The sequence below is a fragment of the Mycoplasmopsis opalescens ATCC 27921 genome (assembly GCF_000712185.1).
Lineage (GTDB): Bacteria > Bacillota_I > Bacilli_A > Mycoplasmatales > Metamycoplasmataceae > Mycoplasmopsis > Mycoplasmopsis opalescens.
Window position 1 is genome coordinate 1 of sequence record NZ_JOOB01000008.1, and the last position, 22964, is coordinate 22964.

At 29.0% G+C, this 22964-nt stretch carries 27 protein-coding genes and 3 tRNA genes; 25 read left to right on the top strand and 5 right to left on the bottom strand.

All coding sequences use genetic code 4. The features are described from left to right. Positions 1-677, bottom strand: a 677-nt coding sequence (locus T385_RS0100060; RefSeq protein ID WP_245601755.1) for a restriction endonuclease subunit S, incomplete at its 3' end; no start/stop codon positions are given. Positions 678-772: 95 nt separating this feature from the next. Here T385_RS0100060 and T385_RS03655 point away from each other — a divergent pair. From T385_RS03655 to T385_RS0100095, 8 genes are all read left to right on the top strand, one after another. Continuing rightward, on the top strand, positions 773-1006 hold the full coding sequence (locus T385_RS03655; RefSeq protein WP_156953929.1) for a hypothetical protein: 234 nt from the start codon (positions 773-775) through the stop codon (positions 1004-1006). 387 nt (positions 1007-1393) lie between these two features. Further along, positions 1394-1954, top strand: a complete 561-nt coding sequence (locus tag T385_RS0100065; RefSeq protein ID WP_084276652.1) for a thermonuclease family protein — start codon at positions 1394-1396, stop codon at positions 1952-1954. 223 nt (positions 1955-2177) lie between these two features. Then, positions 2178-2768 carry a 50S ribosomal protein L11 gene (gene rplK / locus T385_RS0100070; RefSeq protein WP_029905383.1) on the top strand — a complete coding sequence of 197 codons (591 nt, stop codon included), beginning with the start codon at positions 2178-2180 and terminating at the stop codon, positions 2766-2768. After that, the gene (gene rplA, locus T385_RS0100075) at positions 2768-3463 is read left to right on the top strand and encodes a 50S ribosomal protein L1 (protein WP_029905392.1); all 696 of its coding nucleotides are present in this window, start codon (positions 2768-2770) and stop codon (positions 3461-3463) included. The genes rplK and rplA overlap by 1 nt, the downstream gene beginning before the upstream one ends. A gap of 117 nt (positions 3464-3580) precedes the next feature. Then, complete coding sequence (gene prfA / locus T385_RS0100080) at positions 3581-4669, top strand: peptide chain release factor 1 (RefSeq protein ID WP_029905394.1); 1089 nt, start codon at positions 3581-3583, stop codon at positions 4667-4669. Next, complete coding sequence (gene prmC / locus T385_RS0100085) at positions 4659-5369, top strand: peptide chain release factor N(5)-glutamine methyltransferase (protein WP_029905396.1); 711 nt, start codon at positions 4659-4661, stop codon at positions 5367-5369. The genes prfA and prmC overlap by 11 nt, the downstream gene beginning before the upstream one ends. A gap of 7 nt (positions 5370-5376) precedes the next feature. After that, complete coding sequence (locus tag T385_RS0100090; protein WP_029905398.1) at positions 5377-5607, top strand: acyl carrier protein; 231 nt, start codon at positions 5377-5379, stop codon at positions 5605-5607. A gap of 76 nt (positions 5608-5683) precedes the next feature. Next, positions 5684-5758, top strand: a tRNA-Trp gene (locus T385_RS0100095). A 144-nt stretch (positions 5759-5902) separates the two neighbouring features. Here T385_RS0100095 and T385_RS0100100 read toward each other — a convergent pair. Further along, positions 5903-6793 (bottom strand): DegV family protein, encoded by an 891-nt coding sequence (locus T385_RS0100100; protein WP_029905400.1) that lies wholly within the window; start codon positions 6791-6793, stop codon positions 5903-5905. 27 nt (positions 6794-6820) lie between these two features. On the opposite strand from T385_RS0100100, the gene tapR reads away from it, so the two are divergent. The 3 genes from tapR (at position 6821) to T385_RS0100115 (ending at position 8720) form a co-directional block, all read left to right on the top strand. Continuing rightward, positions 6821-7405, top strand: a complete 585-nt coding sequence (gene tapR / locus T385_RS03535) for a TyrS-associated PheT N-terminal domain-related protein TapR (protein WP_051677931.1) — start codon at positions 6821-6823, stop codon at positions 7403-7405. Continuing rightward, positions 7402-8637 carry a tyrosine--tRNA ligase gene (gene tyrS / locus T385_RS0100110; RefSeq protein ID WP_156953930.1) on the top strand — a complete coding sequence of 412 codons (1236 nt, stop codon included), beginning with the start codon at positions 7402-7404 and terminating at the stop codon, positions 8635-8637. Before tapR ends, tyrS begins: the two co-directional genes overlap by 4 nt. Positions 8638-8646: 9 nt before the next feature. Then, a tRNA-Thr gene (locus T385_RS0100115) sits at positions 8647-8720 on the top strand. 82 nt (positions 8721-8802) lie between these two features. On the opposite strand, the gene recU is transcribed toward T385_RS0100115, so the two are convergent. Beyond that, positions 8803-9294, bottom strand: coding sequence for a Holliday junction resolvase RecU (gene recU / locus T385_RS0100120; RefSeq protein WP_036450645.1), 492 nt, complete (start codon positions 9292-9294; stop codon positions 8803-8805). Between the two features lie 167 nt (positions 9295-9461). Between recU and T385_RS0100125 the strand changes: the two genes are divergently transcribed. Genes T385_RS0100125 through gatB form a run of 8 tightly spaced genes read left to right on the top strand, consistent with a single transcriptional unit; the run spans position 9462 to position 15785 of the window. Continuing rightward, positions 9462-9779 carry a 4'-phosphopantetheinyl transferase superfamily protein gene (locus T385_RS0100125; protein ID WP_029905406.1) on the top strand — a complete coding sequence of 106 codons (318 nt, stop codon included), beginning with the start codon at positions 9462-9464 and terminating at the stop codon, positions 9777-9779. A 9-nt stretch (positions 9780-9788) separates the two neighbouring features. Then, a complete protein-coding gene (locus T385_RS0100130; protein ID WP_029905407.1) occupies positions 9789-10529 on the top strand; it encodes a lysophospholipid acyltransferase family protein in 741 nt (246 codons plus the stop codon). Continuing rightward, positions 10522-11307 carry a segregation/condensation protein A gene (locus T385_RS0100135; RefSeq protein ID WP_029905408.1) on the top strand — a complete coding sequence of 262 codons (786 nt, stop codon included), beginning with the start codon at positions 10522-10524 and terminating at the stop codon, positions 11305-11307. The genes T385_RS0100130 and T385_RS0100135 overlap by 8 nt, the downstream gene beginning before the upstream one ends. Beyond that, positions 11297-11869, top strand: coding sequence for an SMC-Scp complex subunit ScpB (gene scpB / locus T385_RS0100140; RefSeq protein WP_029905409.1), 573 nt, complete (start codon positions 11297-11299; stop codon positions 11867-11869). The genes T385_RS0100135 and scpB overlap by 11 nt, the downstream gene beginning before the upstream one ends. A 5-nt stretch (positions 11870-11874) precedes the next feature. Continuing rightward, complete coding sequence (locus T385_RS0100145) at positions 11875-12759, top strand: pseudouridine synthase (RefSeq protein ID WP_029905410.1); 885 nt, start codon at positions 11875-11877, stop codon at positions 12757-12759. Continuing rightward, positions 12747-13049 carry an Asp-tRNA(Asn)/Glu-tRNA(Gln) amidotransferase subunit GatC gene (locus T385_RS0100150; RefSeq protein ID WP_029905411.1) on the top strand — a complete coding sequence of 101 codons (303 nt, stop codon included), beginning with the start codon at positions 12747-12749 and terminating at the stop codon, positions 13047-13049. Before T385_RS0100145 ends, T385_RS0100150 begins: the two co-directional genes overlap by 13 nt. After that, positions 13049-14380 (top strand): amidase family protein, encoded by a 1332-nt coding sequence (locus T385_RS0100155; RefSeq protein WP_029905413.1) that lies wholly within the window; start codon positions 13049-13051, stop codon positions 14378-14380. The genes T385_RS0100150 and T385_RS0100155 overlap by 1 nt, the downstream gene beginning before the upstream one ends. Beyond that, positions 14373-15785 (top strand): Asp-tRNA(Asn)/Glu-tRNA(Gln) amidotransferase subunit GatB, encoded by a 1413-nt coding sequence (gene gatB / locus T385_RS0100160; protein WP_029905415.1) that lies wholly within the window; start codon positions 14373-14375, stop codon positions 15783-15785. The genes T385_RS0100155 and gatB overlap by 8 nt, the downstream gene beginning before the upstream one ends. Before the next feature lie 245 nt (positions 15786-16030). On the opposite strand, the gene T385_RS0100165 is transcribed toward gatB, so the two are convergent. Continuing rightward, on the bottom strand, positions 16031-16987 hold the full coding sequence (locus T385_RS0100165) for a phosphatidate cytidylyltransferase (protein WP_029905416.1): 957 nt from the start codon (positions 16985-16987) through the stop codon (positions 16031-16033). A 91-nt stretch (positions 16988-17078) separates the two neighbouring features. Here T385_RS0100165 and pyrH point away from each other — a divergent pair, with 91 nt between their 5' ends. From pyrH to T385_RS0100195, 5 genes are all read left to right on the top strand, one after another. Further along, on the top strand, positions 17079-17798 hold the full coding sequence (gene pyrH / locus T385_RS0100170) for a UMP kinase (RefSeq protein WP_084276653.1): 720 nt from the start codon (positions 17079-17081) through the stop codon (positions 17796-17798). Beyond that, positions 17798-18349: a ribosome recycling factor gene (gene frr / locus T385_RS0100175; protein WP_029905420.1), complete on the top strand. Its 552-nt coding sequence runs from the start codon at positions 17798-17800 to the stop codon at positions 18347-18349. Before pyrH ends, frr begins: the two co-directional genes overlap by 1 nt. Positions 18350-19138: 789 nt before the next feature. After that, positions 19139-19214, top strand: a tRNA-Thr gene (locus T385_RS0100185). A gap of 138 nt (positions 19215-19352) precedes the next feature. Continuing rightward, the gene (locus T385_RS0100190; protein ID WP_051677932.1) at positions 19353-21152 is read left to right on the top strand and encodes an MATE family efflux transporter; all 1800 of its coding nucleotides are present in this window, start codon (positions 19353-19355) and stop codon (positions 21150-21152) included. Between the two features lie 32 nt (positions 21153-21184). Beyond that, positions 21185-21937 carry a hypothetical protein gene (locus T385_RS0100195; RefSeq protein ID WP_029905426.1) on the top strand — a complete coding sequence of 251 codons (753 nt, stop codon included), beginning with the start codon at positions 21185-21187 and terminating at the stop codon, positions 21935-21937. Positions 21938-22118: 181 nt separating this feature from the next. Here T385_RS0100195 and rpsT read toward each other — a convergent pair whose 3' ends face one another. Continuing rightward, positions 22119-22391 carry a 30S ribosomal protein S20 gene (gene rpsT / locus T385_RS0100200; protein ID WP_029905428.1) on the bottom strand — a complete coding sequence of 91 codons (273 nt, stop codon included), beginning with the start codon at positions 22389-22391 and terminating at the stop codon, positions 22119-22121. A 129-nt stretch (positions 22392-22520) separates the two neighbouring features. Here rpsT and T385_RS0100205 point away from each other — a divergent pair, with 129 nt between their 5' ends. Beyond that, positions 22521-22961, top strand: a complete 441-nt coding sequence (locus T385_RS0100205) for a ribosome assembly cofactor RimP (protein WP_029905430.1) — start codon at positions 22521-22523, stop codon at positions 22959-22961. Positions 22962-22964: the final 3 nt, after the last annotated feature.

The following is a 22964-nucleotide window of genomic DNA, read 5'->3' on the forward strand; positions in this document are numbered from 1 at the left end:
CCTTTTTTAGATGATTGAAAAACAGTTATAACTCTACCGGTTGAAAAATTGGTTACATCCCCTAACCTTTTTAGTTCTCAAGCGTAAGTAAATCCAGCAAACCGAATCGTAGGAATATTTGAGCCTTCAACTGGGAACATTTTTTCAAGTAAAGTTTGCTTGATTTTTTTGAGTGCAGTTATCTTACGTTGATGAAGTGTGGCTAGATAATCTAAATTTTTGAAAAATAAACCTATTTTTTGTTGTTCTATAATAAATGGTACTTTATATATTTCTTCTCCGTAGTCTTTAAAATAAATATGTGGAATTGTCGAACCAGTTGTTTTAGTACTCCAATCTACTCTATTCAAAGTAGCATATAAAAAATCTAGATCGCTATTATTAACAATCAGCGCTCCCATAGTGCCTATAAATGCAGTATTTCTGGACAATTTTCTTATTCTTCCAGCTCCCGCACCATCTTTGATAATTGTAATATAATCTTCATTCATCACAAAATTATCAGTCTTCCCTATAATTTGATTAGCATCGTATAAATCATATTTTCCTTCATTTTTACAATCTTTTACTGTAAGAGATGATGACTTATAAATAGCAAAATCTTTTAATTTACACTGCTCTCAACTCTCATTAAAACCTTTAAATCTTATTTTAGGTACTATTTCGCTACTCATCATGTCCACCTTTCATATATTTTTATATTATATTGAAATATGTTCAATGCTCATCTAATATATATTAATAATTAAAATATTTTCAAACATTAAACATAATGAACCTCTTAGTTAGAATTCAACTAAGGAACACAATTTTGGTATGAAAAATCAGAGATATGCAGCAAAAAAATGATTTAATTTACAGGCAAATTACAAGGCATAGCGATTGAACAAATAAACAATTGTCAATAGCTTTAGATGTCTCAATTTCAACTATAAAAAGAAAGCGAAAACAGTCGAGAGAGTTTCAAAAAACAGGAACGGGTTATCGTTGAAATTGATGGCTGTAGTCATTACTGACTTAATGGCCATAATAAATTCACAATGTTGCTTGTTGTCAATATTGGTACAAATAAAGTTGTTTTAATACATTTTGAAAAACAAAACAAGAACATTTTAACCTGATCAATGTTCTTGTTTTGCGTCGAAATGTTGTTTAAACAAAAAAACTATCAAATAACGGTATTAAAAACCAAATTTCGATAGTTATTTTTGACAAACATGATATAGCATTATCAATTAAACTTACCTATCTCAAAGGGTTCATTTTGTTTGATATTTCACAAGATAAGCAAAAAAATGAAATCATTCCTTCTGGTTTTCCACTAGCATAAAATTAAAAAAATCTATTTTTTTCTTATTTTAATCTTTTGTTCAAATTGTATCAATAATAAGGTATGAAAATAAAATTGATTTTTTTAGCACCTTTACTTTTGCCTTTAGTTTCTTCTCAATGTGTGCATGCTGCAATTGACAAAAACTCCTATATTAGTATTGAAAAATATAAGGTAGTAGATGGTGATACATTATTAATTTATGAAGGTTCAAAGGAATCTCGTATTCGTTTATTAGGTGTAGACGCTCCCGAGTTACAAAAAGATTTCAATAAAGAAAATTTAGCTAAATATGAAAATTATTTTGCTAAAAGTGCTAAAAAATTTGTTGAAAAAACTTTACAAAATAAACCTATTAAATTAATGAAAATTAGACCCGATAAATACGGGAGAATGGTCGCTAATGTTATTGCTACAGGCGAAAAAAACTTATCTGCAGAGTTATTGAAAAGTGGGTTAGTTAAGATGTCTTTTTTTGATATTAAGAATAAAAGAAGCCCTTATTATATGGAATTTCAAAACTCTGAAGAGTTGTGAGATTTATTTCAAAAAGCAGAAGCTGATGCAAAAACTTTGAGGAAAGGCATTTGACAATATAAATTAAACGAAGTATTCCACAAATAACTTTTGTTGCCAAAATGACTGTATTACAGTATTAACGGGAACAATAAAGTATAAAAAAGTGAGAAGGTCATTTCTCATATTATTTAATAAATAAATATTTTATATTTAACTACAATTTAATTAACTATGCTTTATAATAGAAAAGCAATTTATATTGCCTCTGAACTAGTGGGAGAGAATTTAAAAAATCGCTAGTACCACACTTATCGAAAGGATATTTAACATGGCAAAATCTAAAGCAGATATTGTTCGTGTACGTAAATTACAATTTAATGCAGGACAAGCTAAACCAGGTCCAGCTTTAGCTGGTGTTGGTATTAACATGCCTGACTTCACGAGAGCATTTAACGATGCAACACGTGATAGAGGAAATGAACCTGTTCCTGTTGAAATTACAGTATACAAAGACAAATCATTTGAATTTAAATTATTCACATCTCCAGCAAGTTTTAAATTAAAACAAGCTGCTAAATTACAAAGCGGAAGTGCAAACTCAAAAACAACTAAAGTTGCGACTATCTCAGTTGATCAATTAAGAGAAATTGCTCAATACAAATTACCTGACTTAAACACTGAAAATGTTGATCAAGCTATGAAAATTATTGCTGGCACAGCAAAAAACATGGGTATTTTAATTGAAGGCTACGATGATATTTTAGCTGAACAAAAAGCAGCTAAAGAAGCAGCAAAAGCTAAATCATTAGCTTCAGCTCGTGAAGCTTCATTAGCTGCTGCTGAAGCAGAAATGACCGAAACAAAAGGCAAAGCAATTGAAGTAAAAACAATTAGCGATGAAACCAAAGGAGAAGAATAATGGCTTCAAAAAATGGTAAAAAAATTCGTGCAGCTTGAGAATCATTTGATAAAACAATTCTATACGAATTAAGCGAAGCAATCGAATTAGCTAAAAGAACTTCATATGCAAAATTTGACGCCTCAATCGAATTAGTTTTCAAATTAAATCTTGATGTTCGTAAAGCTGACCAACAATTACGTGGATCAGTTTTACTTCCTAATGGTACAGGTAAAAAAGTTAGAGTTTTAGTTGTTACAAATAATGTTGAAAAACAAAAATTAGCTACAGCGGCTGGTGCAGATATCGTTGTTGATGGTCCAGCATTAGAACAAAAAATTAAAGAAGATGACTTTGATTTTGACGTTATGGTTGCTGACCCAGCTATGATGCCTTTATTAGGAAAATACGGTAAAAAACTTGGACCTAAAGGTTTAATGCCTAACCCTAAAACAGGTACAGTTACCCCAACCCCTGAAAAAGCTGTTGAAGAACTTAAAAAAGGTAAAGCAAACTACCGTACAGACAAAGCTGGTGTTGTTCACACAATGATTGGAAAACAAAGCATGTCTACTGAAGCATTAAAGGAAAATGCACAAACAATTATTAGCTTAATTAAACGTCTAAAACCTGCAGCAGTTAAAGGAACATACATTCAAAACGTTGTTGTTGCCCCTACAATGGGACCTGCAATTAGAATTAAATTAGACAAATAATTTCAATCAAGTTAGATACATTTGCTAACTTGATTTTTATTTTCTTTTTCTATACTAATTTAATTAAGCTAATAATTTATTTATTTATAAACATACTTAATATAAAATAATATTACTATGGAAAAAACAATGATTAAATCACTTTCTGATATAAGGGAAAAATATAATACCCTAAATAAAAAAATTTCACAGGAAGAAGTAATAAATAATATTAAAGAATATACAAAAATTAATAAAGAACTCAATAAAATCAAGGACATTGTTGATGCTTTTAATAGGTATACAAATATTTTAGATGACTGTACTATGGCAAAAGAAATGTTAAGTTCCAAAGATAATGATGAAGTTATGCTTGCTAAAAGTATTTTAGAAGAAAGTGAGCCGAAATTACAAGCTTTAGAAGCTGAATTAAAAATTTTAATTTTGCCAAAAGATGAAAATGATGACAAAAATGTTATTATGGAAATTCGTGGGGCTGCAGGCGGGGATGAAGCTAACATTTTTGCTGGAGACTTGCTACGAATGTATACTAAGTATGCAGAAGATCTTGATTTTAAGGTAAAACTAATTTCAACGTCGGCAGGCGCTACAGGTGGATATTCTCAAGTTGTGTTTATGGTTCGTGGCGAAAAAGCCTATAGTAAGCTTAAATTTGAAACAGGAGTTCATAGAGTGCAACGCGTTCCCGTTACTGAAAGCGCAGGTAGAATTCATACTTCGACTGCCACTGTGACAGTTATGCCTGAAATTGATGATAGTGTTGAAATAGAGGTAAAACCAAGTGATTTACAAATTGACACATATCGTTCATCGGGTGCTGGCGGTCAAAGTGTTAATACTACCGACTCAGCAGTGCGCATTACCCACTTACCTACTGGAATTATTGTTACATCTCAAGATGAAAGAAGCCAAATAGCTAACCGTGAAACGGCTTTAAATATTCTTAAATCTAAATTATATGATTTAGAAATGCAAAAAAAACAAGACGAGGAATCAGGGTATAGAAAATTAGCCGGACATGGCGAAAGAAGTGAAAAAATTAGAACTTATAACTATCCACAAGACCGTGTAACTGACCATAGAATAGGTTTTTCAACCAGTTTAAAACAAGTTATTGAAGGCAAATTAACCCCAATTATTGATGCATTATTAGCTGAAGAACAAAATCAAAAAATTAAAGATAGCGGATTATTTGATGGCGAATAAAGAAGATTTAATCAGAGAAAAAAGACGTTATGGTCTAAGTCAAACTATTGGTGAAAATGAATTAAAATTACTTGAAAGTGGTATGCCGGTTCAAAAAATCATCGGATACGTTGAATTTCTAAATACAAAAATTTTACTTAATCATAACGTTTTAATTCCTCGCTACGAGACCGAGGAATTAGTCGATTTAGTTCTTAGAAATTATATAAAAGATAACTCAAAGGTATTAGATTTATGTTGTGGTAGCGGATTTATTGGTATTGCTTTAGCTAAAAATAATCCTTCTCTAGAAGTCACATTTAGTGATATCTCTGAAGAAGCTATACAGCAAACTAAGGAAAATATTAGAGAAAACTTAATTAATGAAAACAAAATAAAAATTATCCAAAATGACCTATTTACAGGGTTAAATGAAAAATATGATTTAATAATTTGTAACCCGCCATATGTAGATGAAAACGAATTAGATATTGATTTTAGATCATTAAGCTTTGAGCCATACAATGCAATTTTTGCTCCAGACAATGGTTGATATTTTTATAATAAAATATTACAAGAATATCGTAAACATCTTAATCCTGGTGGTAAATTAATTTTAGAAATAAATCCTCAACATATAGAAAAATGGCAAAATATAAAAAATGCTAAAATTATTAAAGATATAAATAAAAAATATAGATTTGTGGTTATCGAGACATAGGAGAGTCATGAATATTGAAAAATTAGTAATTGAAAAAGTTCAAAAATTAACTAAACTTAAAGTTCAAAAAGATTCAATTTTAAAAGATTTAAAAATTGATTCACTTTCTTTGGCGGAATTAGTTTTTGATATGGAAGAACAATTAAAAATAAGAGTCAGCGATGAAAAATTGGCTCAAATTAAAACAATTCAAGATGTAATAGATTTAATAGATGAAACACTTAATAATAAAAGTTAGGATTGCCTAATTTTTATTTGCCTTTAAAATATGATTTATTTTGACATTATTATGTTATAATAACTTGGCTACACACAGGGGTGTAGTTCAACGGTAGAACATCGGGCTTCAACCCCGTGTGTTATGGGTTCGAATCCTGTCACCCCTGCCATTTTTTTTATTCCTTTTTTAGATGATTATATTTTGGGCCAATAAATGATTATAAGAGATTTTTTATTTTTAACAAAAATGACCAAAAAGACTGTAGTATAGGCTTTTTGGTTATAAAAGAAAATAAATAAGTTGCCACAGCAACTTATTTGTTAATTATTTCTTCAAAAACTTTTATAACTTCTTGTTTAATATCCTCTTCTAATTCAAATCATGCAATAACAGTCGCATCTTGTCCAGTGTGAATAGACATTACAGAAGGAATATTTGCAAGAATAACATCATTAGAATGCTTTTTAAGTTCAGATAAGGTTGCTTCTTTTTCTGCCTTATCATTATTAGCTTCCAACATAAATCAAAGAGGATTAATTTTTTGTTTTTTGACATTTTCAACCATTGAATTAACTAATTTTAAAACAGTTTTTGAATAAATTCTACCCAAATCACCTTTTACTAGTGCACCGTTTTCTAGGTTAATGATAGGAACTATTTTCAGCATTCTTGCTACAATAGCGGCTCCCTTTGTTAATCTGCCTCCCTTAACAAGATATTTATTATGCTTTGGAACCAATGAAGCTGCAAAATTAAGTTTATTATTTTCAATTATATTTACATATTCTGGCCACTTGTCAAAATCTTTTTCAAGTTGGTGTTTTAACCAAATAGCCTCCACTATAGATAAAACAGTTATTGTTTTTGATTCAATAACGGTAATATTTTTGTAATCCTTAGCTATATTCACAAAGTTTTGGTATGCGCCTGATAATGCATACGAAATAGGAAAAACAAAAATACGGTCAAACTTATTTGTCAATAAATCAAAAAGTTCGATTGCAGTTGCAGGACTAAATGATGAAGTTTTAACTTCTGATTCTAATGTATATTTTTCAAAAATGCTTTTCGAATTTATATCAATTCCGTCGCGATATTCAACACCATCAATTTGTAGATACAATGGTATAAAATAAAATCCTAGTTTGTTAGCTTGTTCTTCAGTTAAGCCCGAAGATGAATCCATAATAATTGCGTATTTCATTCTTTTATTATATATAATTTAATAATCATGGTTACATATTTTAATATTTATAAAAACTTTAATAATTCATATCTTTTTTATTCTGATACATCAGTAAAAATAACGAAAGAGCAAAGTTTTGCGTTAGATGATTTTAGTTTCACTGTTTTATTTGATGACAATAATAAAATTCATTCGATAACTTTTTTTGGGAATATTTTTGAAAATGAATTAACTAAGGATTATGGTTTTTTAACTATTGAACAAGAAGCGAAATTAAAGGATATCGTTTATAAAGCTAACCCTAATTTTATTTTTAATGAAAATAAGCATTATGAATATGGATTAATTATAAAGCGTGAAAATCACGCCAAAAGTGATAAACTTTTTGTGCTTGAAATCAGCTTTCCACAACATAAAAAGCAAATTTTAACTAATACCTTATATACTTTAGAAGGGAAAGTTTTTCCATTTTTCTTAGCTGGTTCAATAACTGCAAAAGGGCTAGCCATAGTAAATAGTGAGATCATGGGTATCAAAAGTGAAGGTATGCTTGCTTCAAATGATTCCTTAGGTATAAGTGAACATGAGTATGATGAACAATTGAAAATCGAAATTGAAAAGAGGAAATAATGTTTTTAGAAGAACTGAAAAAAAGAGGCATTTTAAAACAAATAAGTAATGAAGAAAAATTTTTAAATTTGCCAAATGAATATAAAGCAGTTTATGGCGGTTTTGATCCAACAGCAAGTAGTCTACACCTAGGCAACTATATTTTAATTTCAATATTAAAAAGATTTCAGCTAGCTGGATTTAGAACTTATGCTTTAATTGGTGGGGCTACTGGTATGATTGGAGATCCTTCTTTTAATGATAGTGAAAGGGTTTTATTAGATCAAGCAAAGGTTGATGAAAATAAAAAGAAAATAAAAAAACAACTTGAATCATTCGGATTACAAGTGCTTGATAATTACGAATTCTACAGTAATACAGGCGTTTTAGAATTTTTACGCGACACTGGAAAATTGTTAAACGTAGCTTCGATGATGTCTAAAGATTCTGTGGTAAGAAGAATTGAACGCGGTTTATCATTCACCGAGTTTTCATATCAGCTTCTTCAGGGAAATGATTGATTAAAGCTTTATAGTGATAAAAAAGTTTCTGTACAAGTTGGAGGATCAGATCAATGAGGCAACATTACTTCTGGACTAGATATGATAACCAAAATTCATGGCGATAAACATCAAGCTGTTGCTTTAACATTTCAATTATTAACAGATGAAAATGGGCAAAAAATTGGTAAATCTACCGGTGGTGGTGCTCTTTGGTTAGATAAATCATTAGCTTCACCATTTCAAATGTACCAATATTTATTTAATCAAAGTGATGAAAGTGTTGAAAAACTACTTTACTGATTAACTTTTTTATCTGTAGAACAGATAGAAAAGTTAATTGTTGAGCATAAAAAAGACACTAAAAATCATTTAGCTCAGTCAACTCTTGCTTCGGAAGTAACTAAAGATATTTTTGGTGAAAAAGAACTAAATAATGCTAAGAATATTACTAAATTTTTATTTGATAAATCATTTGATATTTTTTCTCTAGATGCTGACCAAATTGAATTGATGAGTGAATATATAAAAACTGTCAATATTCAAATAGGCAAAAACTTAATAGATGAATTAATATTTACAAAAATCTTAAGTTCGCGTAGAGAAGCGAGAGAATTTATTGCTCAAAAAGCCTTAAAATTAGATGATATCATCATCGATGAAAACACAATTTATGAGCCTAAAAACTTTAATAAAAAATATTCGATTTTTAAAAAAGGTAAAAAACAATCTATAATTATAAAAGCAATTTAATTGCTTTATGCCGTTTTAGCTTAGTGGTAAAGCAACTGACTCGTAATCAGTAGACACGAGTTCGATCCTCGTATTCGGCACCATATAAAAAAAGCTTGGAAAAACCCAAGTTTTTTTATATTTCATCAATCCAAAAGCACTGTAGAACAGCATTTTTGGTAGCAATTAAAATAAATTATTTAAAAATGGTAAAAAATCAATTATGCCTGGAAAAATTAAATCCATTCTAAAACCAATCTCTGACATCTCGTTAAATTTAATTGATTTTTTATCTCATTTTAATAAGTCGATGGTTTTCACTAAAAAAAATGAATCGTAATGGTTAAAGAAAATTATTAAAAATGAGCAACCACCATTTTGCATAATTTTCTTTAAATATTTTAACTGATGAGAAGAAATATTTTTATAATGAAAAACATCACCTTCAACACTCTTGGCTTCGAAAGCAACAAAATATCCTTTATAACATCCTATATAATCAACAGTACTTTTGCCTTTGAATGATGCATTTTCAAGTTTAATTCCATCGTTTGCTACACCAGAAAATTTTACTGGTATAGATTTTTTTTCAATAAAAGCAAGTTCGTTTTTTTCATAAAAACTAATTGTTTGGTTAATTATTTTTTCAAGAAGCATACCTTTGTTTTTTTGGGTCATACATTCATATATAAGAAATTAAACTTTTCTATCGAAAATAGAAAAAAATAGAATTTTGGCAATTTGTATCTGCTATTATTAAGGTGTAATTTTTTTGCTCTTAACTACATAATCATTATTCATAATATAAATTAGAATTAATATATAAATTAAATATAATTATAGATATGAATATAGGAGTTGATCTCGTTGAGCTTAATCGTTTTAGCTCTAAAAATGAAAAATTTTTTAAGAGATTTATGCACGAAGAAGAATTCGCGAAATTTTCGCAATTAAATAGCAAAAATCAGAAAATTGTTTATGCAGCATCAATTTGGGGAATTAAAGAAGCGATGTTTAAAGCTGACAATAACTATGCTAAATTTGCCGAATTTTATATTCAGCGCGATGAAAATGATCAATTTTGAGTTCATCCAAATTTCGATATTACAATTAGCCATACTGGTCGACTTTTAGTGGCTATAGTATCTAAAAAAAATAAATAAGGAGATAATATGGGATATATATTTAAAATGATTTTCTTTTGGTGATATTTTTTATTTTTATTATTAAGAGTTAAAGCTAAAACAAAAAGTTATGAAAAAGCTCCTGATCAACAACCACAATTAGCTCGCTACAATTATTTTTTAAAAGTAGTTAAGAGAATTTTTTGATTTTATAATATTAAAGTTAAGGTTGAAGGTTACAAGGATTTGCCTAAGGGGCCATTACTTTTAGTTCCAAATCATAAATCGAACATAGATCCATTAGTTATGATTTATGCTCTTCAAAAACAGACTAAAGAAGAAGGGGTTGAACACAAAGTTCCAACCTTTTTGGCTAAAATAGAATTAACTAAAAAGCGTATAAATAAGCGTGTTTTGAACTATTTGGATACTTTTTATGTAGATAGAAATAACCCAAGACAAGCCATAAAGGCATTACATGAATTTGGTGCATTTATTCGTGAAAAAAGAACATGTGGTGTAATATTCCCTGAAAGTACAAGAGTTACTGAAGATGGATTGGGTGAATTCAAACCTGGCGCATTTAAACCTGCATATAGTAATTATTTACCTATTGTACCTGTTGCGATTTCTGATACACGTCAAGCATTAAATAAAAAAAGAAATAAAAAACTTATTATTAAAGTAAATTTCTTAAAACCTATTAAACCGCAAGTTTTTATGACAATGGATGCTAGTGCATTAGCAGATAAGGTTAAAAACCAAATCGAAGGAGCTTTGAGTGAGTAAAAAAGAAAGTTTATATGAAACAAGCGACGGAAAATATAATATTCAGCTTGAAAATTATGAAGGACCTCTAGATCTTCTGCTTGCTTTGGTGAAGGAAAAAAACGTTGATTTAATGGAAGTGGATTTAGCTGAATTAGCTAGTGAATACATCAAAATTATTAGCACGCTTCAAGAGCATGAAATCGACATTGCGGGTGATTATTTGGTTATTGCTGCGACATTATTGGCTTTAAAATCTAAAATGTTATTGCACACTCCTGAAGAAAAACCAGAAATAGAAGAGGACAAAAGAGAATTGCTACGTAGACTTTATGAATACCAACAATTTAAAGAAATTTCTAAGACACTGCGTGAACAAGAAGCTTTGAGACAAGACATTTTTATTAAAAAACCTTCTGATATTGATGAGTTTATTCTTGATGATGACCCAGCGGCTTTAGATGGATCATCAACACCTTTAAAATTAATAACGGTGCTACGTAAAATGTTTGAAAGATCCTATGCAATTCAACTTAAAAAAACTAAGTTGGATAACTTCAGGTTGACACCAAAAGACCAGATTCCATTCATTTTAAATATATTTGATTCAGTTGACACAGTATCTTTTGAAATGATATTTAATCAACCCTCGATGAACCATTTTGTAATTACATTTTTAGCTGTTTTAGATTTAGTTCGTCGCCAAATAATAACAATGCATCAAAATGAGCAATTTGGATTAATTATTTTTAACAAAGGACCTTTATTTGATGAAAGGGGAATAGAAAATGAAAAATAATATTATTGAAGTTTTACTTTACATACAAGGTGATGAAGGTTTAAGTTTACAACAAGTTAAAGAAATTTTTAACCTTAATACCATCAATGAAGCTCGCAAAGTTATGCATGATTTCCTTAAAACCTATAATGACCAGGATAGAGGTTTAAAGGTAGTGAATTTTAAAGAAATATATAAATTAGCTAGCAGAGAAACCTACAAAGAATATATTATAAAAATGGTTCAAGTGGTTAAAAAGCACAGACTTTCAAATGCTGCAGTTGAAGTTGCAGGAATTATTGCTTACAAACAACCAGTTACAAGATCAATGATTAATAACATTAGACAAGTTGCAAGCGACCAAGTTTTAAATACACTTATTGTTAAAGGTGTTGTTGAAGAAGTTGGTGTTTCTCCTACTCCTGGAAACCCAATTCTTTATGGAATTACAGACAAGTTTTATGATTATTTTAAAATTAAATCTCTTGCAGAATTGCCTCGTTTAACAGAGTTTAACTTTGTCGAAGGCTTTGAAGACGAAGAAGAAACATTTAATTTATTTGATAGCCAAAGAGAAGAATAAAGTTTATGAAAAAAATTGTACTTACGGCGACAAAAAATGATGAAACACGTAAATTAATAAAATTTCTGGAAAGTATGTTTTCAGAAATTTCTTACAATTTTTTACATTCAATTTTAAGAAAAAAAGATGTTAAAGTTAATGATAAAAGAACAAATAATCCACAATTAATTTTGCATGAAAACGATATGATTACTATATTTGGTTTAGATGAAACCGATTTAACACATAAAAATATCCAAGATGTAGAAATAACATTTGAAAAAGTCTATGAAGATGAAAATATTTTGGTTGTTGATAAGCCCCATGGATTAACAGTTCATGATGGAGTAGATAACTTAGACAATCAAGTGCTTAAATATTTAGAATTTAGTAAAAATAGTTCTTTTACTCCCTCGCATATTGGGAGATTAGACAAGGAAACCAGCGGGTTAATGTTATATGCAAAAAATTATCAAACCTTAAAATATTTGAATCAAAATAAAAATAAGATTTTAAAAAAATATGAATTAATTACAGATTTAGATAATGATTTAGTTGCTAAAGTTTGATTAGTGCACGATGAAACTACGCAAAGAATGAAAGTTATTACTAAACAACAAATTAAAAATTATCATAATGCAAAGATAGCTATTACTAAATTTAAAGTTTTCCAAAACGGCTATGCTACAGCAATTTTGGAAACAGGACGCAAGCATCAAATTAGAGCCACCCTAGCTTACCTTAATCACCCAATCTTAGGTGATAAAAAATACGGCGGAGAAAATTTTTATAGATTGTGTTTACATTGCTATGAATTAGTTTTTTTAGAATTAGATGGTGAATTAGACTACTTAAATAAAAAAATAATCAAATCAAATAAAAGCATTAAGGAGGAAAAATGAAAAAAATAACAAAAGAAGAGCTTAAACTAGTTGTTAAATCCATTTTACTTGAACCGACTGATGAAGTTTTGGATCAAATTATTAACGAATGAGGAATTATTCAACAACATCTTATGAATTTAAAATGTCTTGATACTCAAAATGTTAAACCTCTTACACATATAAATGAACTCCCAATAATTGATTATTTAAGGGAAGATGAATTTGATAGCACAGGTTCAATAACCAAGAATCAAGTGCTAAGTAATGCTAAAGAATCAGACGCTGATTTTATTATTACTAATAAGGTGGTTAACTAATGAAGTTAGAAGTTCAAGGTAATTTTAATCAAGCAATTCAAGAGTTAAAAAATGATCAAAATAACTGTGTTGCTTATGTTTTTGAAGATTTAAATCAAAATAATGGCATTATTAAAAATGCAACCTTTACTATAAAAGATGTATTTGCTACCGAAGATGCCCCAACAACAGCCTCTTCTAAATTGTTAAAAAATTTTAAACCATCTTACAATGCAACGTGTGTACAAAAATTAATTGATAATGGTGCACAAAAAGTAGCAAAAGTTTATTGCGATGAATTAGCTTTAGGAGGCACGGGAACATATAGCGCCTTTGGTTTAATCAGAAACCCACTTGATCCCAATCGTTTAAGTGGCGGTTCATCTTCAGGATCGGTAGCAACATTTACTAAAAATATTTCTCTCGCATTAGCTTCGGATACGGGAGACAGTGTTCGCCTCCCTGCCTCTTATTTAGGTGTTGTTGGATATAAGCCAAGCTATGGAGCTATTAGCAGGTATGGAATGTTTGCATATGCTTCCTCATTGGATACCGTCTCATACTTTACACACAATGTTAATGACGCTATTATTTATGCTTCCGTTTTATTTGGTAAAGATAAAAATGATTTTACCTCGAAATCTCTAAAGGTAAAATCTAATCAATCTATTAAACCCAAAAAAATAAATTTATTAAAAATTAATGAAAAATACTTATCTACAGATGTTTTAGAAGCATACAAAACATTAAAGAAACAATTAAGCGATGCAGGAATCACAATAAATGAGGTTGATGTAGATGAACAGATTCTTCTAGCTGTAAAACCAATCTATGAAATAATTTCATTTTCAGAAGCTTCAAGTAATTTAGCTAATTTAAATGGTATTGCATTTGGAAACAGGAAAGAAGGGGATTCTTGAGAAAAAATAATGACAAACACCAGAAGCCAAGGGTTCCATTTAATGGTTCAAAGAAGATTAACATTGGGTAGTTTTTTCCTTCATAGTGAAAATCAAAAAGAATTATTTATCAAAGCTCAACAAGGCAGAAGACTAGTTAAAGAGTATTGGGATAATTTGACTAAAACTGCTGATTTACTAGTATTTCCTGCTTCTGCCGATGTTGCACCTTTTATTGATAATAATAAAAATAAGAATGATTACTCATTTATGGAATGGATACTAACAACTTCAAATTTAGCTGGCAATCCTTCAATAACCTTACCGTGAATCAAATCAAAAAAAGAAAAGTTACCTATTAACTTAGCTCTTGATGGAGAAATAGACCATGACCAAAAATTATTAAGTCATGCTAAATGAATAGAAGAATTTTTGGGAGGAAATTATGAATAACCTAGAAGTTATTATCGGTATCGAAATCCACTTGGAATTAAACACAGAAACTAAAATGTTTTCTCCTGCTAAAATAGATTTTAATGCTGCTCCTAATACTTGTATAAATCAAATTGATATAGGATACCCAGGTACATTGCCTTTATTAAATAAAAAAGCTGTAATTTTTGGAATTAAGCTAGCTAAAGCCTTAAAAATGAAAATTGACAATGAGCTTCATTTTGATCGAAAACATTATTTTTATCCAGATTTACCCAAAGGATATCAAATTACCCAATTTTATAGACCAATCGGATCTAATGGGTTGCTCGAAATTAACACTTCTAATGGTAAAAAAACTATTAATATTGAAAGAATTCATCTTGAAGAAGATACGGCACGGCAACATCATGATGAATATACAAAATTAGATTATAACCGAGCTGGTGTACCATTAATAGAAATAGTTTCTTATCCAGAAATTAAATCTAGCGAGGAGGCAGTGGCTTATATAGATATGATACGTCGCATCGCCATTTCACTTGGAATTTCTAATGCAAAAATGGAACAAGGATCACTTCGAGCCGATGTTAATATTTCACTAAGACCACGTGGCTACAGTGGTTTTGGAACAAAAGTTGAAATTAAAAATATGAATAGTTTTAGAGCAATTAAAAACGCCATAGACTATGAAATAAGTTTACAAAACCAAAAAATTCACCAAAATATAGCAATCTTACAACAAACTAAAAGATATGATGAAGCAACGCAAAGCACAGTTGTAATGAGAACCAAAACAGGAACGGTTGATTATAAATACTTTCCTGAGCCAAATATTCCAATAATAAAGCTATCGGATAATTTTATTAATAAAGTAACTATAGAAGAGCTTCCTTGGGAAATGGAAAATAGATATCAAATAGAAAATCTACAACCCATTCATATTAGTCAGTTAGTTAACGATTTAGAGTTAGCCGCTTATTTTGATTCCATTAAATATTATGATCGCAAAAAACTAGCAAATTTATTTTTCGCAGAAATAGTTTCATTAGCTAATTCAAAAAATATTCATGCAACACAATTAAATATTGATAATTTAAAGCTTGAAGAAGCTCTTGAGATGCTTGACCAAGGAGTAATTTCAGGAAAATCTTTCAAAACTCTTATTCCTTTATTATGTTCATTTGATGGAGATTTAGCTGAATTAGTTAAATCTAAAAACTTAATGCAGATTAGTGACGAAAACCAAATTAATATTTGAATCGATCAAGCTATATCTGCGAATCCAAACACAATTAATGAATATAAAGATAGACCTGAAAAAGTCTTAAAAATGATTTTAGGAATGGTGATGAAATATTCAAATGGCCAGGTAAACCCAACAAAAGCCAATGAATTGCTACTTAAAAAAATAGATAAAAAATAGCACTCTGATATGTAACACTTCTAACTGGTTTTTCTTTGTCCAATAAAGAGGGTACACATCAAAAAAAATTAAATACTAATAAAGACTTAAAATTATTTAAGGCGATATTGAAGATAATGAATCAATTATTGATGCATACTTAAATTGAATTAAAACAATCTATAAAAACTCTAAAATAGAGGGCAAAAATAAACGTTTAGTTTTAAAAAAGCACAAAAAACGAGATTATCTCGTTTTTTTGATGCTTAATTAAAAATTAGTAAGATAAAAAGCGTAAAACTAATGAACGAAATACTGTCTCAGCGATCTAAAAAACCGCCATGATCGAGTAAAATTTTTGAATAGTCTTTGACACCATTTATTCTTTTTAAATATGAAAAGTATAAGTCGCCTAAAACACTAGAAAGTGGAGCTAATAAAATAAAAAGAACTTTAAGTGCATAGCTGTTTTCAAATAAGTTAAATCCAAATACAAGCCCAATTGTTGCACCAATTCCCAAAGAAACAGAAATAATAAATCCTTCTCATGTTTTTTTAGGTGAAATATGCGGTACAAATGGCATTTTAATTCATTTTTTGCCAAATAATTTACCACCCACTAAGCCGAAAGTATCAATCGTAAATGCAATAATTCCAACACTAAACCATAATTTTCAATTTTTTATAACTGATAATTGTAAAGTTTTTAAGCTAATCAATAAAATATAAGATGTTAAAAAGACAAAAATTAATCTTGAAAGCTTATCGGTTCATTGGTTTTGTCTTTTTAAAGCCAATTCAGTAAGAAAAAATATGATTGCAAATCCAAATATTCACATAAAAATTCATGGGTTTGAAGCTATTATTCTAATATGATCAGAAACTTCTGTAATGTTTTTAACATCTTCATAAAATAATTTAGTATTCCCCCAAGGGAAAACTGTTAATGGCGCCATTAAAAAACCAAAAACTATTGATAAATATATTGGCAATCTAAAAGCATTAAGTAGTTCGAATATAAAAATACCAAAAAGTACGCTAACTCAAACATAAGAGATTATTCTAACTCATTTATAGTCGGCACTAAAAATTGAAAAAAACACTAAACAACCAACTGTCACCAACGCTAAAACTATTGCAGGAATGATTCTTCCAACAAAAAAACTATATTTTTTTTCTTCTGGTTTTTGTTGTTTTAAATCGTTTTTATTTGCTTGTGTCATAACTTAATTATATATTAAGACTGTTTAATAATATTATTTAATATATATAAATTTGTTCTAAAATTGTTTTGATATAATAATCTAAAGGATATTAATGGCGTACAATAGAATTTTAGTTAAACTATCTGGTGAAGGTCTCACCAATAAAGAAAAAAATTTAGCAATCGATTACAATTTAGTGGGTGACATTGCCCGCCAGTTAAAAGTTTTAGTAGATCAGGGCATTCAAGTTTCAGTTGTTATTGGTGGTGGCAATTTTTGAAGAGGAGCTAGCGCAGAAAAAAATGGAATTCCTCGTGTAAGAGCAGATTATATAGGAATGCTAGCTACTGAAATGAATGCATTAGCTTTACAAAGCGGTTTTGAAAAAATTGGTCTCAAAGCAAGGGTTCAATCATCGTTATTGATAGATCAAAGAGTTGCAGAATACTATATCAAAGAAAAAGCAGATAAATATTTAAATGAAGGTTATGTAGTAATTTTTGCTGGTGGAACTGGTAGGCCTTACTTTACAACCGACACATGCGCAACTTTATGTGCAACAGAAGTTAATGCTGATGTAATTTTAATGTGCAAAAATGGTGTTGATGGGGTTTATGATTCTGATCCAAAAACTAACCCGAACGCAAAGCACTATAAAAGAATCACTTATGATGAAATTTTAGAGAAAAAATTACAAGTTATGGATTTAACAGCTACAAGTATGGCAAGAGATAACAATATTAATCTATTAATTTTTAATGTGCTTGAAAAAGATGCTATTTTAAAAGCAATTTCAGGAGAAATAAAAATAACTGAGGTGACTAAATAATGGATTTTGATGAAATTTTATTAATGTTTGAGGATGCATGCCAAGGCCCTATTGATCATTATGCTTTTGAACTTTCAAAAATATCAACGGGCAGAGCGAACCCACAAGTCGTTAAAGGTATAAGAATTGATTATTATGACACAATGACTCCATTAGAAGAAATTGCAAACATTACAATCCCAGAACCACAACAACTTTTGATTAAACCATATGATGCAACTACAACTAAATTGATTGCTAAGGCAATTATGAATGCTAATTTAGGAGTTAATCCAGTTGACGAAGGTCACCAAGTACGATTAACGTTTCCACCTCTAACGGCTCAACGCCGTCAAGAATTAGCTAAATCTTTAACTAAATTAGCAGAGCAGGCTAAAGTTGGTATTAGAAATGCGCGTCAAGATGCAAATAAAATGATTAAAAATGATGAAAGCATTTCAGAAGACTTGCAGAAAAGATATTTAGAAGATATCCAAAAACAGGTCGACAGCAAAATGAATCATATAAATGATATGACAGCTAAAAAAGAAAAAGAACTAATGACAATTTAGTTTTTTTCTTTTTTATCTTCTAAAAAGTCTGTAATACAACAGTTTTAGTTGTAATACGATTTTTCCTGAGTTTCGGAGTTTAAACTAAAAAAGCGGAATTTGCGCTATTTTATACGCAAAAATCGCTTTTTTTAATTTATTACATACCATTTTTAATAATTGTGTCATTTCTTTAAATTTTTCAATGTTTGAAATAAATTGATTTATTTCTACAAATTTGTTAGTTGCAGTTTTATTCTTTATATTTTGAGTGTATTCAAAACATGAATTTAATAGTGTTATCAATGATTCTAAATGGCTCTAGTTTTATACTTAAAGTGGGAAATGCAAGTATAAAGAATTTTTAGAAATTATAAAAAATTGTATATAGAAAAAACAAAAAGTGTATTTTGACTAAAAATAACGGTCAATTTTACACTTTTTGTTTTTTACTCCGAAACTCAGGAAAGCATAAATTTAATAGCGCTATCAATGATTCTAAATAGCTCTAGTTTTATACTTAAAGAGGGAAATGTAGGTATAATGAATTTTTAGAAATTGTAAAAAATTGTATATAGGAAAAACAAAAAAGTGTATTTTAACTAAAAATAACGGTCAATTTTACACTTTTTGTTTTTTACTCCGAAACTCAGAAAAAGAACTAATGACAATTTAGTTTTTTTCTTTTTTATCTTCTAAAAAGTCTGTAATACAACAGCTTTAGTTGTAACACGATTTTTAATTTTTATTTCTCATCTAATTTAAAAATAAACTTATTAATTTTTTAAAATTTTATAAAATTATATTAATGCCGTCATAGCTCAGCCGGTAGAGCACATCCATGGTAAGGATGGGGTCGCAGGTTCAAGTCCTGTTGTCGGCACCATAAGTGTTATAAAACACATCAAAAATAAAAAATAGGATATGGTTGTCAACCTATTTTTTTTATATATTATTAGTTATTAAAAATAATAATTATTACGTTTGAGTATAATTTATTATTATAAAAAATGAGGTAACAATTGTGGAAGCAAAAAATAAACAAGAAAGGGCAGAAATACTTTTTTCCAAAACACCTATAAAGAAGGCAATTTGGATCGTAACTATTCCTGCATTATTAACTGCATTTATGGTAGGGCTTTATGGTTTTGTTGATCAAGTTATGATACAACACTTTGTTCCAAGAACCACACACCTCTTTGGAGAAAACGGCATAATTTATGATTTTCTAGAAAGTGGGACAACAAAAATTAATTCTATAAAGTATAAAGAGTTAGTCATTTTATACAATAAAAGTGCAGCTGAATTGCCTAATAAGGTAATGTTGCAGGAACTAACATCAAATTCAATTGTTGCTGTATCAACAGTTGCATCACAACCATTACTGATTTTTAGTAATTCAATTGTTTTCCTTACGCCTGTAGGAACATCAATTTATTACACTAAATGTATATCTAAAAAAATGGAGTTCACAGGTAAAAATATATGAGCAACATCGTTTTGAATCTCTGTATCTCTATCATTGTTATCAACTGTTTTTATGTTTATTTTTTCTTTTTCCGGACTGCAAAAACAGCTTGTGGGTAGAACGGTTTTAGATACAGAGGTATTAGAGAAAATTAAAACACAATTTGACGAAAAAACCTATAGAGAAGCACTTTTATTACAAGATTACTATGATGCAGGCTCTAAAATATCGTTGAAATTTGCACGCCAATATATTTTAATTTTTGGTGCTGGCACAGTTTTACAAGGGCTAGTTTCTTTATTATCATTTTTTATTAGAGCAGAAGGACACAACACATATATTATGTTTTGAGGTATTACTGCGAATTTAATTAATATTGGAATGGATTATATATTAATTAGCATTGCAAAATTAGGTGTATTAGGTGGTGCTATTGCAACCGTTATTGGATGAACAATTAATGTTGGTGCCTTTGTGATATATATAGTTTATATGGATAGACGCAAAAAAACCTGAATGACTTTTAAAAATTTATTTAAATTTAACTTTGATAAAAACATTCTGCTACCAAGCTTTTCGCTTGGAGTAAGCGGATTCTTAAGAAGCTTTGGCGTGGCTGTGAGTTTTGCTGTTTTAAGCCTACTGTACACAAAAACATCATTTTCTAATCCACAGTTTCAAGTTTATTGGTCTAAATCAAGTCCAATATTAACGTTGTTTTTAATTTCAATTTTTGGCATCAGTGATGGAGCAAGAAGTTTATTTTCATATAATTACACTCAAAAAGATTTTCAACGTTGCAAAGAAGTATATTATTGAACTTTTGGAGTTGCTATTATTTATGGTGCTTTAGTTTGGATAGGTGTTTCTGCAACTTCTTATCATTTTTGAACTTTTGCACTTAATGCTTCAGAAGAATCAAGGGCAGAAGTTGCTAAATTTATTTCAATATTAATGGTTAGAATTTTTACCGTCGCTTTCACTATTTGTTCATTAATGGTATTTCAAGCAGCGAACGATTCGGCAAAGTCAATATTAGCATCAGTTACTGAAAACTATATTGGTCTTGCCACGATTATTCCTATTGGTGCGCTAGTTGCTTACATTGTCTACTATAACACAGGAAATAAAAATGCTGCTTGCTGAGTCATTACTGCTTTCTTTATTTTAAATTCTCTAGTTTCTTCTTTATTCCTTTTAGGTGTTTCAATAAATTATGTATTTAAAAAGATTCCTAAAATGGATGAATGCACTAAGCTTTCTTGAAGCAAGCGCCTTGAAAAAAAATTCTTCGATAATGCAGAAATATTAGAAAAAGAATGACTTGAAAAAATGAAAAAAATAAATGCAGTATAGTAGAATAATATTTATATAAGCAAGGAGAAGTTATGAATCCAAAATACCCATTATTAATCATCACTATATGCGGAATATTACTTTTAATGTTCTCAGCATTTGTGATCAAAACCATAGTAGCAGGGAATAAATCGTTAAAAGAACCATTAATTAAACATAAAGATCTTCGTGCTCAGAAAATTAATTTAATAAGCTCTCTTATTGTTTTTCTTATAAGCATAATTTTTGTTATATGCTGACCGATTGTTGCTAATCCATTATTAGAACTAAAAAAAGTAAATCCTAAAACCAACGCAGTAATTGAAGAGTGAAAAGAAGCATTTATCTTCATTCAAATCTTATTTATTATGCTATCGATAATTTATGCTTCGCTAATATGCCTATGCTACAGTTTAATTAGTAAAAATTTAACAAGAATTGAAAATAAAGATTTTTTAACATATAAAGAAATTGTTCAAAAAAATGAGTTATCACCATTTTTAGTAAATAATGATCCAATCATTTATAAATTAAAAGTAAAAGTTAATAGTGGAAGAACCATAACATATAATGATTTATTAGCTAAATTACAAGGAATAAAAGTTGATAAGAAAGATGATAAAACAATTGAAAATGCTATTGAATTAGTTTATAGTTTTGCATTGTTAAGTGATAGTGAGAAGTTTGAAAACAATAATGAAAAAATTAAAATTATACTTATGGCAGCATTAAAAGATTTATCGTACCTTTTTGATCTTTCTCTAGAAACTATTGAGCAAAAATTCCAAAAAATATTTATAGGATAAAATAGGGTTTTGATATGTACCCTCCTTACTGGTTTTTGTTTGTCCAGTAAAGAGGGTACATATCATTTTGAAAAAAAATATAATAAAAATAGTCGCTGTGATATGCACACTCGTTATTGGTTTTTCTTTGTCCAATAAAGAGGGTACATATCAAAAAAACGACTATTTTTTAATGAGGTAATTAAGCTTCAACTTTAGCTTGTTGATTTGCAAAAAGTGCTAAACGAGATGACTTTCTAGCACCCTTGTTTGGGTGGAAAACACCTTTTTGAACAGCTGTAGCAATTAATGAATGAGCTTTGTTTACAAGTTCACCAGCATTAGCCTCTTTAGCAATAAGTGCTTCACGAGCGGCACGAATTGCTTTACGCACTCTAGTTTTCATAGCATTGTTTCTTACACGGTTTTGTTCCATTTTAGCAATGCTTTTAACTTTAGATTTAATATTTGCCATTTTTACCTCCCCTTTTTTTATTTAAAAAAATCTTATTTATTATAAACTAAAAATTAATATGATAAAATAAATTTATCTAGAGAAAGGAGTTGCTTAGTTGCAACTCTTTAATATTTTTTAAGGAGCACTATGAATTGGAAAGAAATTTTTAGCAAATGTGAACTTAGCAAAGAAATTTTAGATGCAAAAATAGTAAAAGAAGATGGAATGAATTTGCTTGAAATTACTGTAAATAAGCATGATTTGGAACAAATAGAATTAATAAGCCAAAAAATAAATTTTTATTTTGATAGTTTAGATAAAAATATAACTGACCAAATCGATTCACTCACTATATTATCACCAGGAGTAAGTAGTGATATACAATTTGAAGAACTAAGTGGCTACATTGGTAAAAATTTATTTATTAAATTAAAAAAATCAGAAAATAAAACAATGGAATATATTGCTGTTTTGTTAGAAGTTAATAATGATAATATTTTAATAAAATGGAATTCAAAAGGTAACATTAGAAAAATTCAAGTTTCCAAAGAAAATATTAAACAAATCGAGGAATACATTAAATTTTAAGGA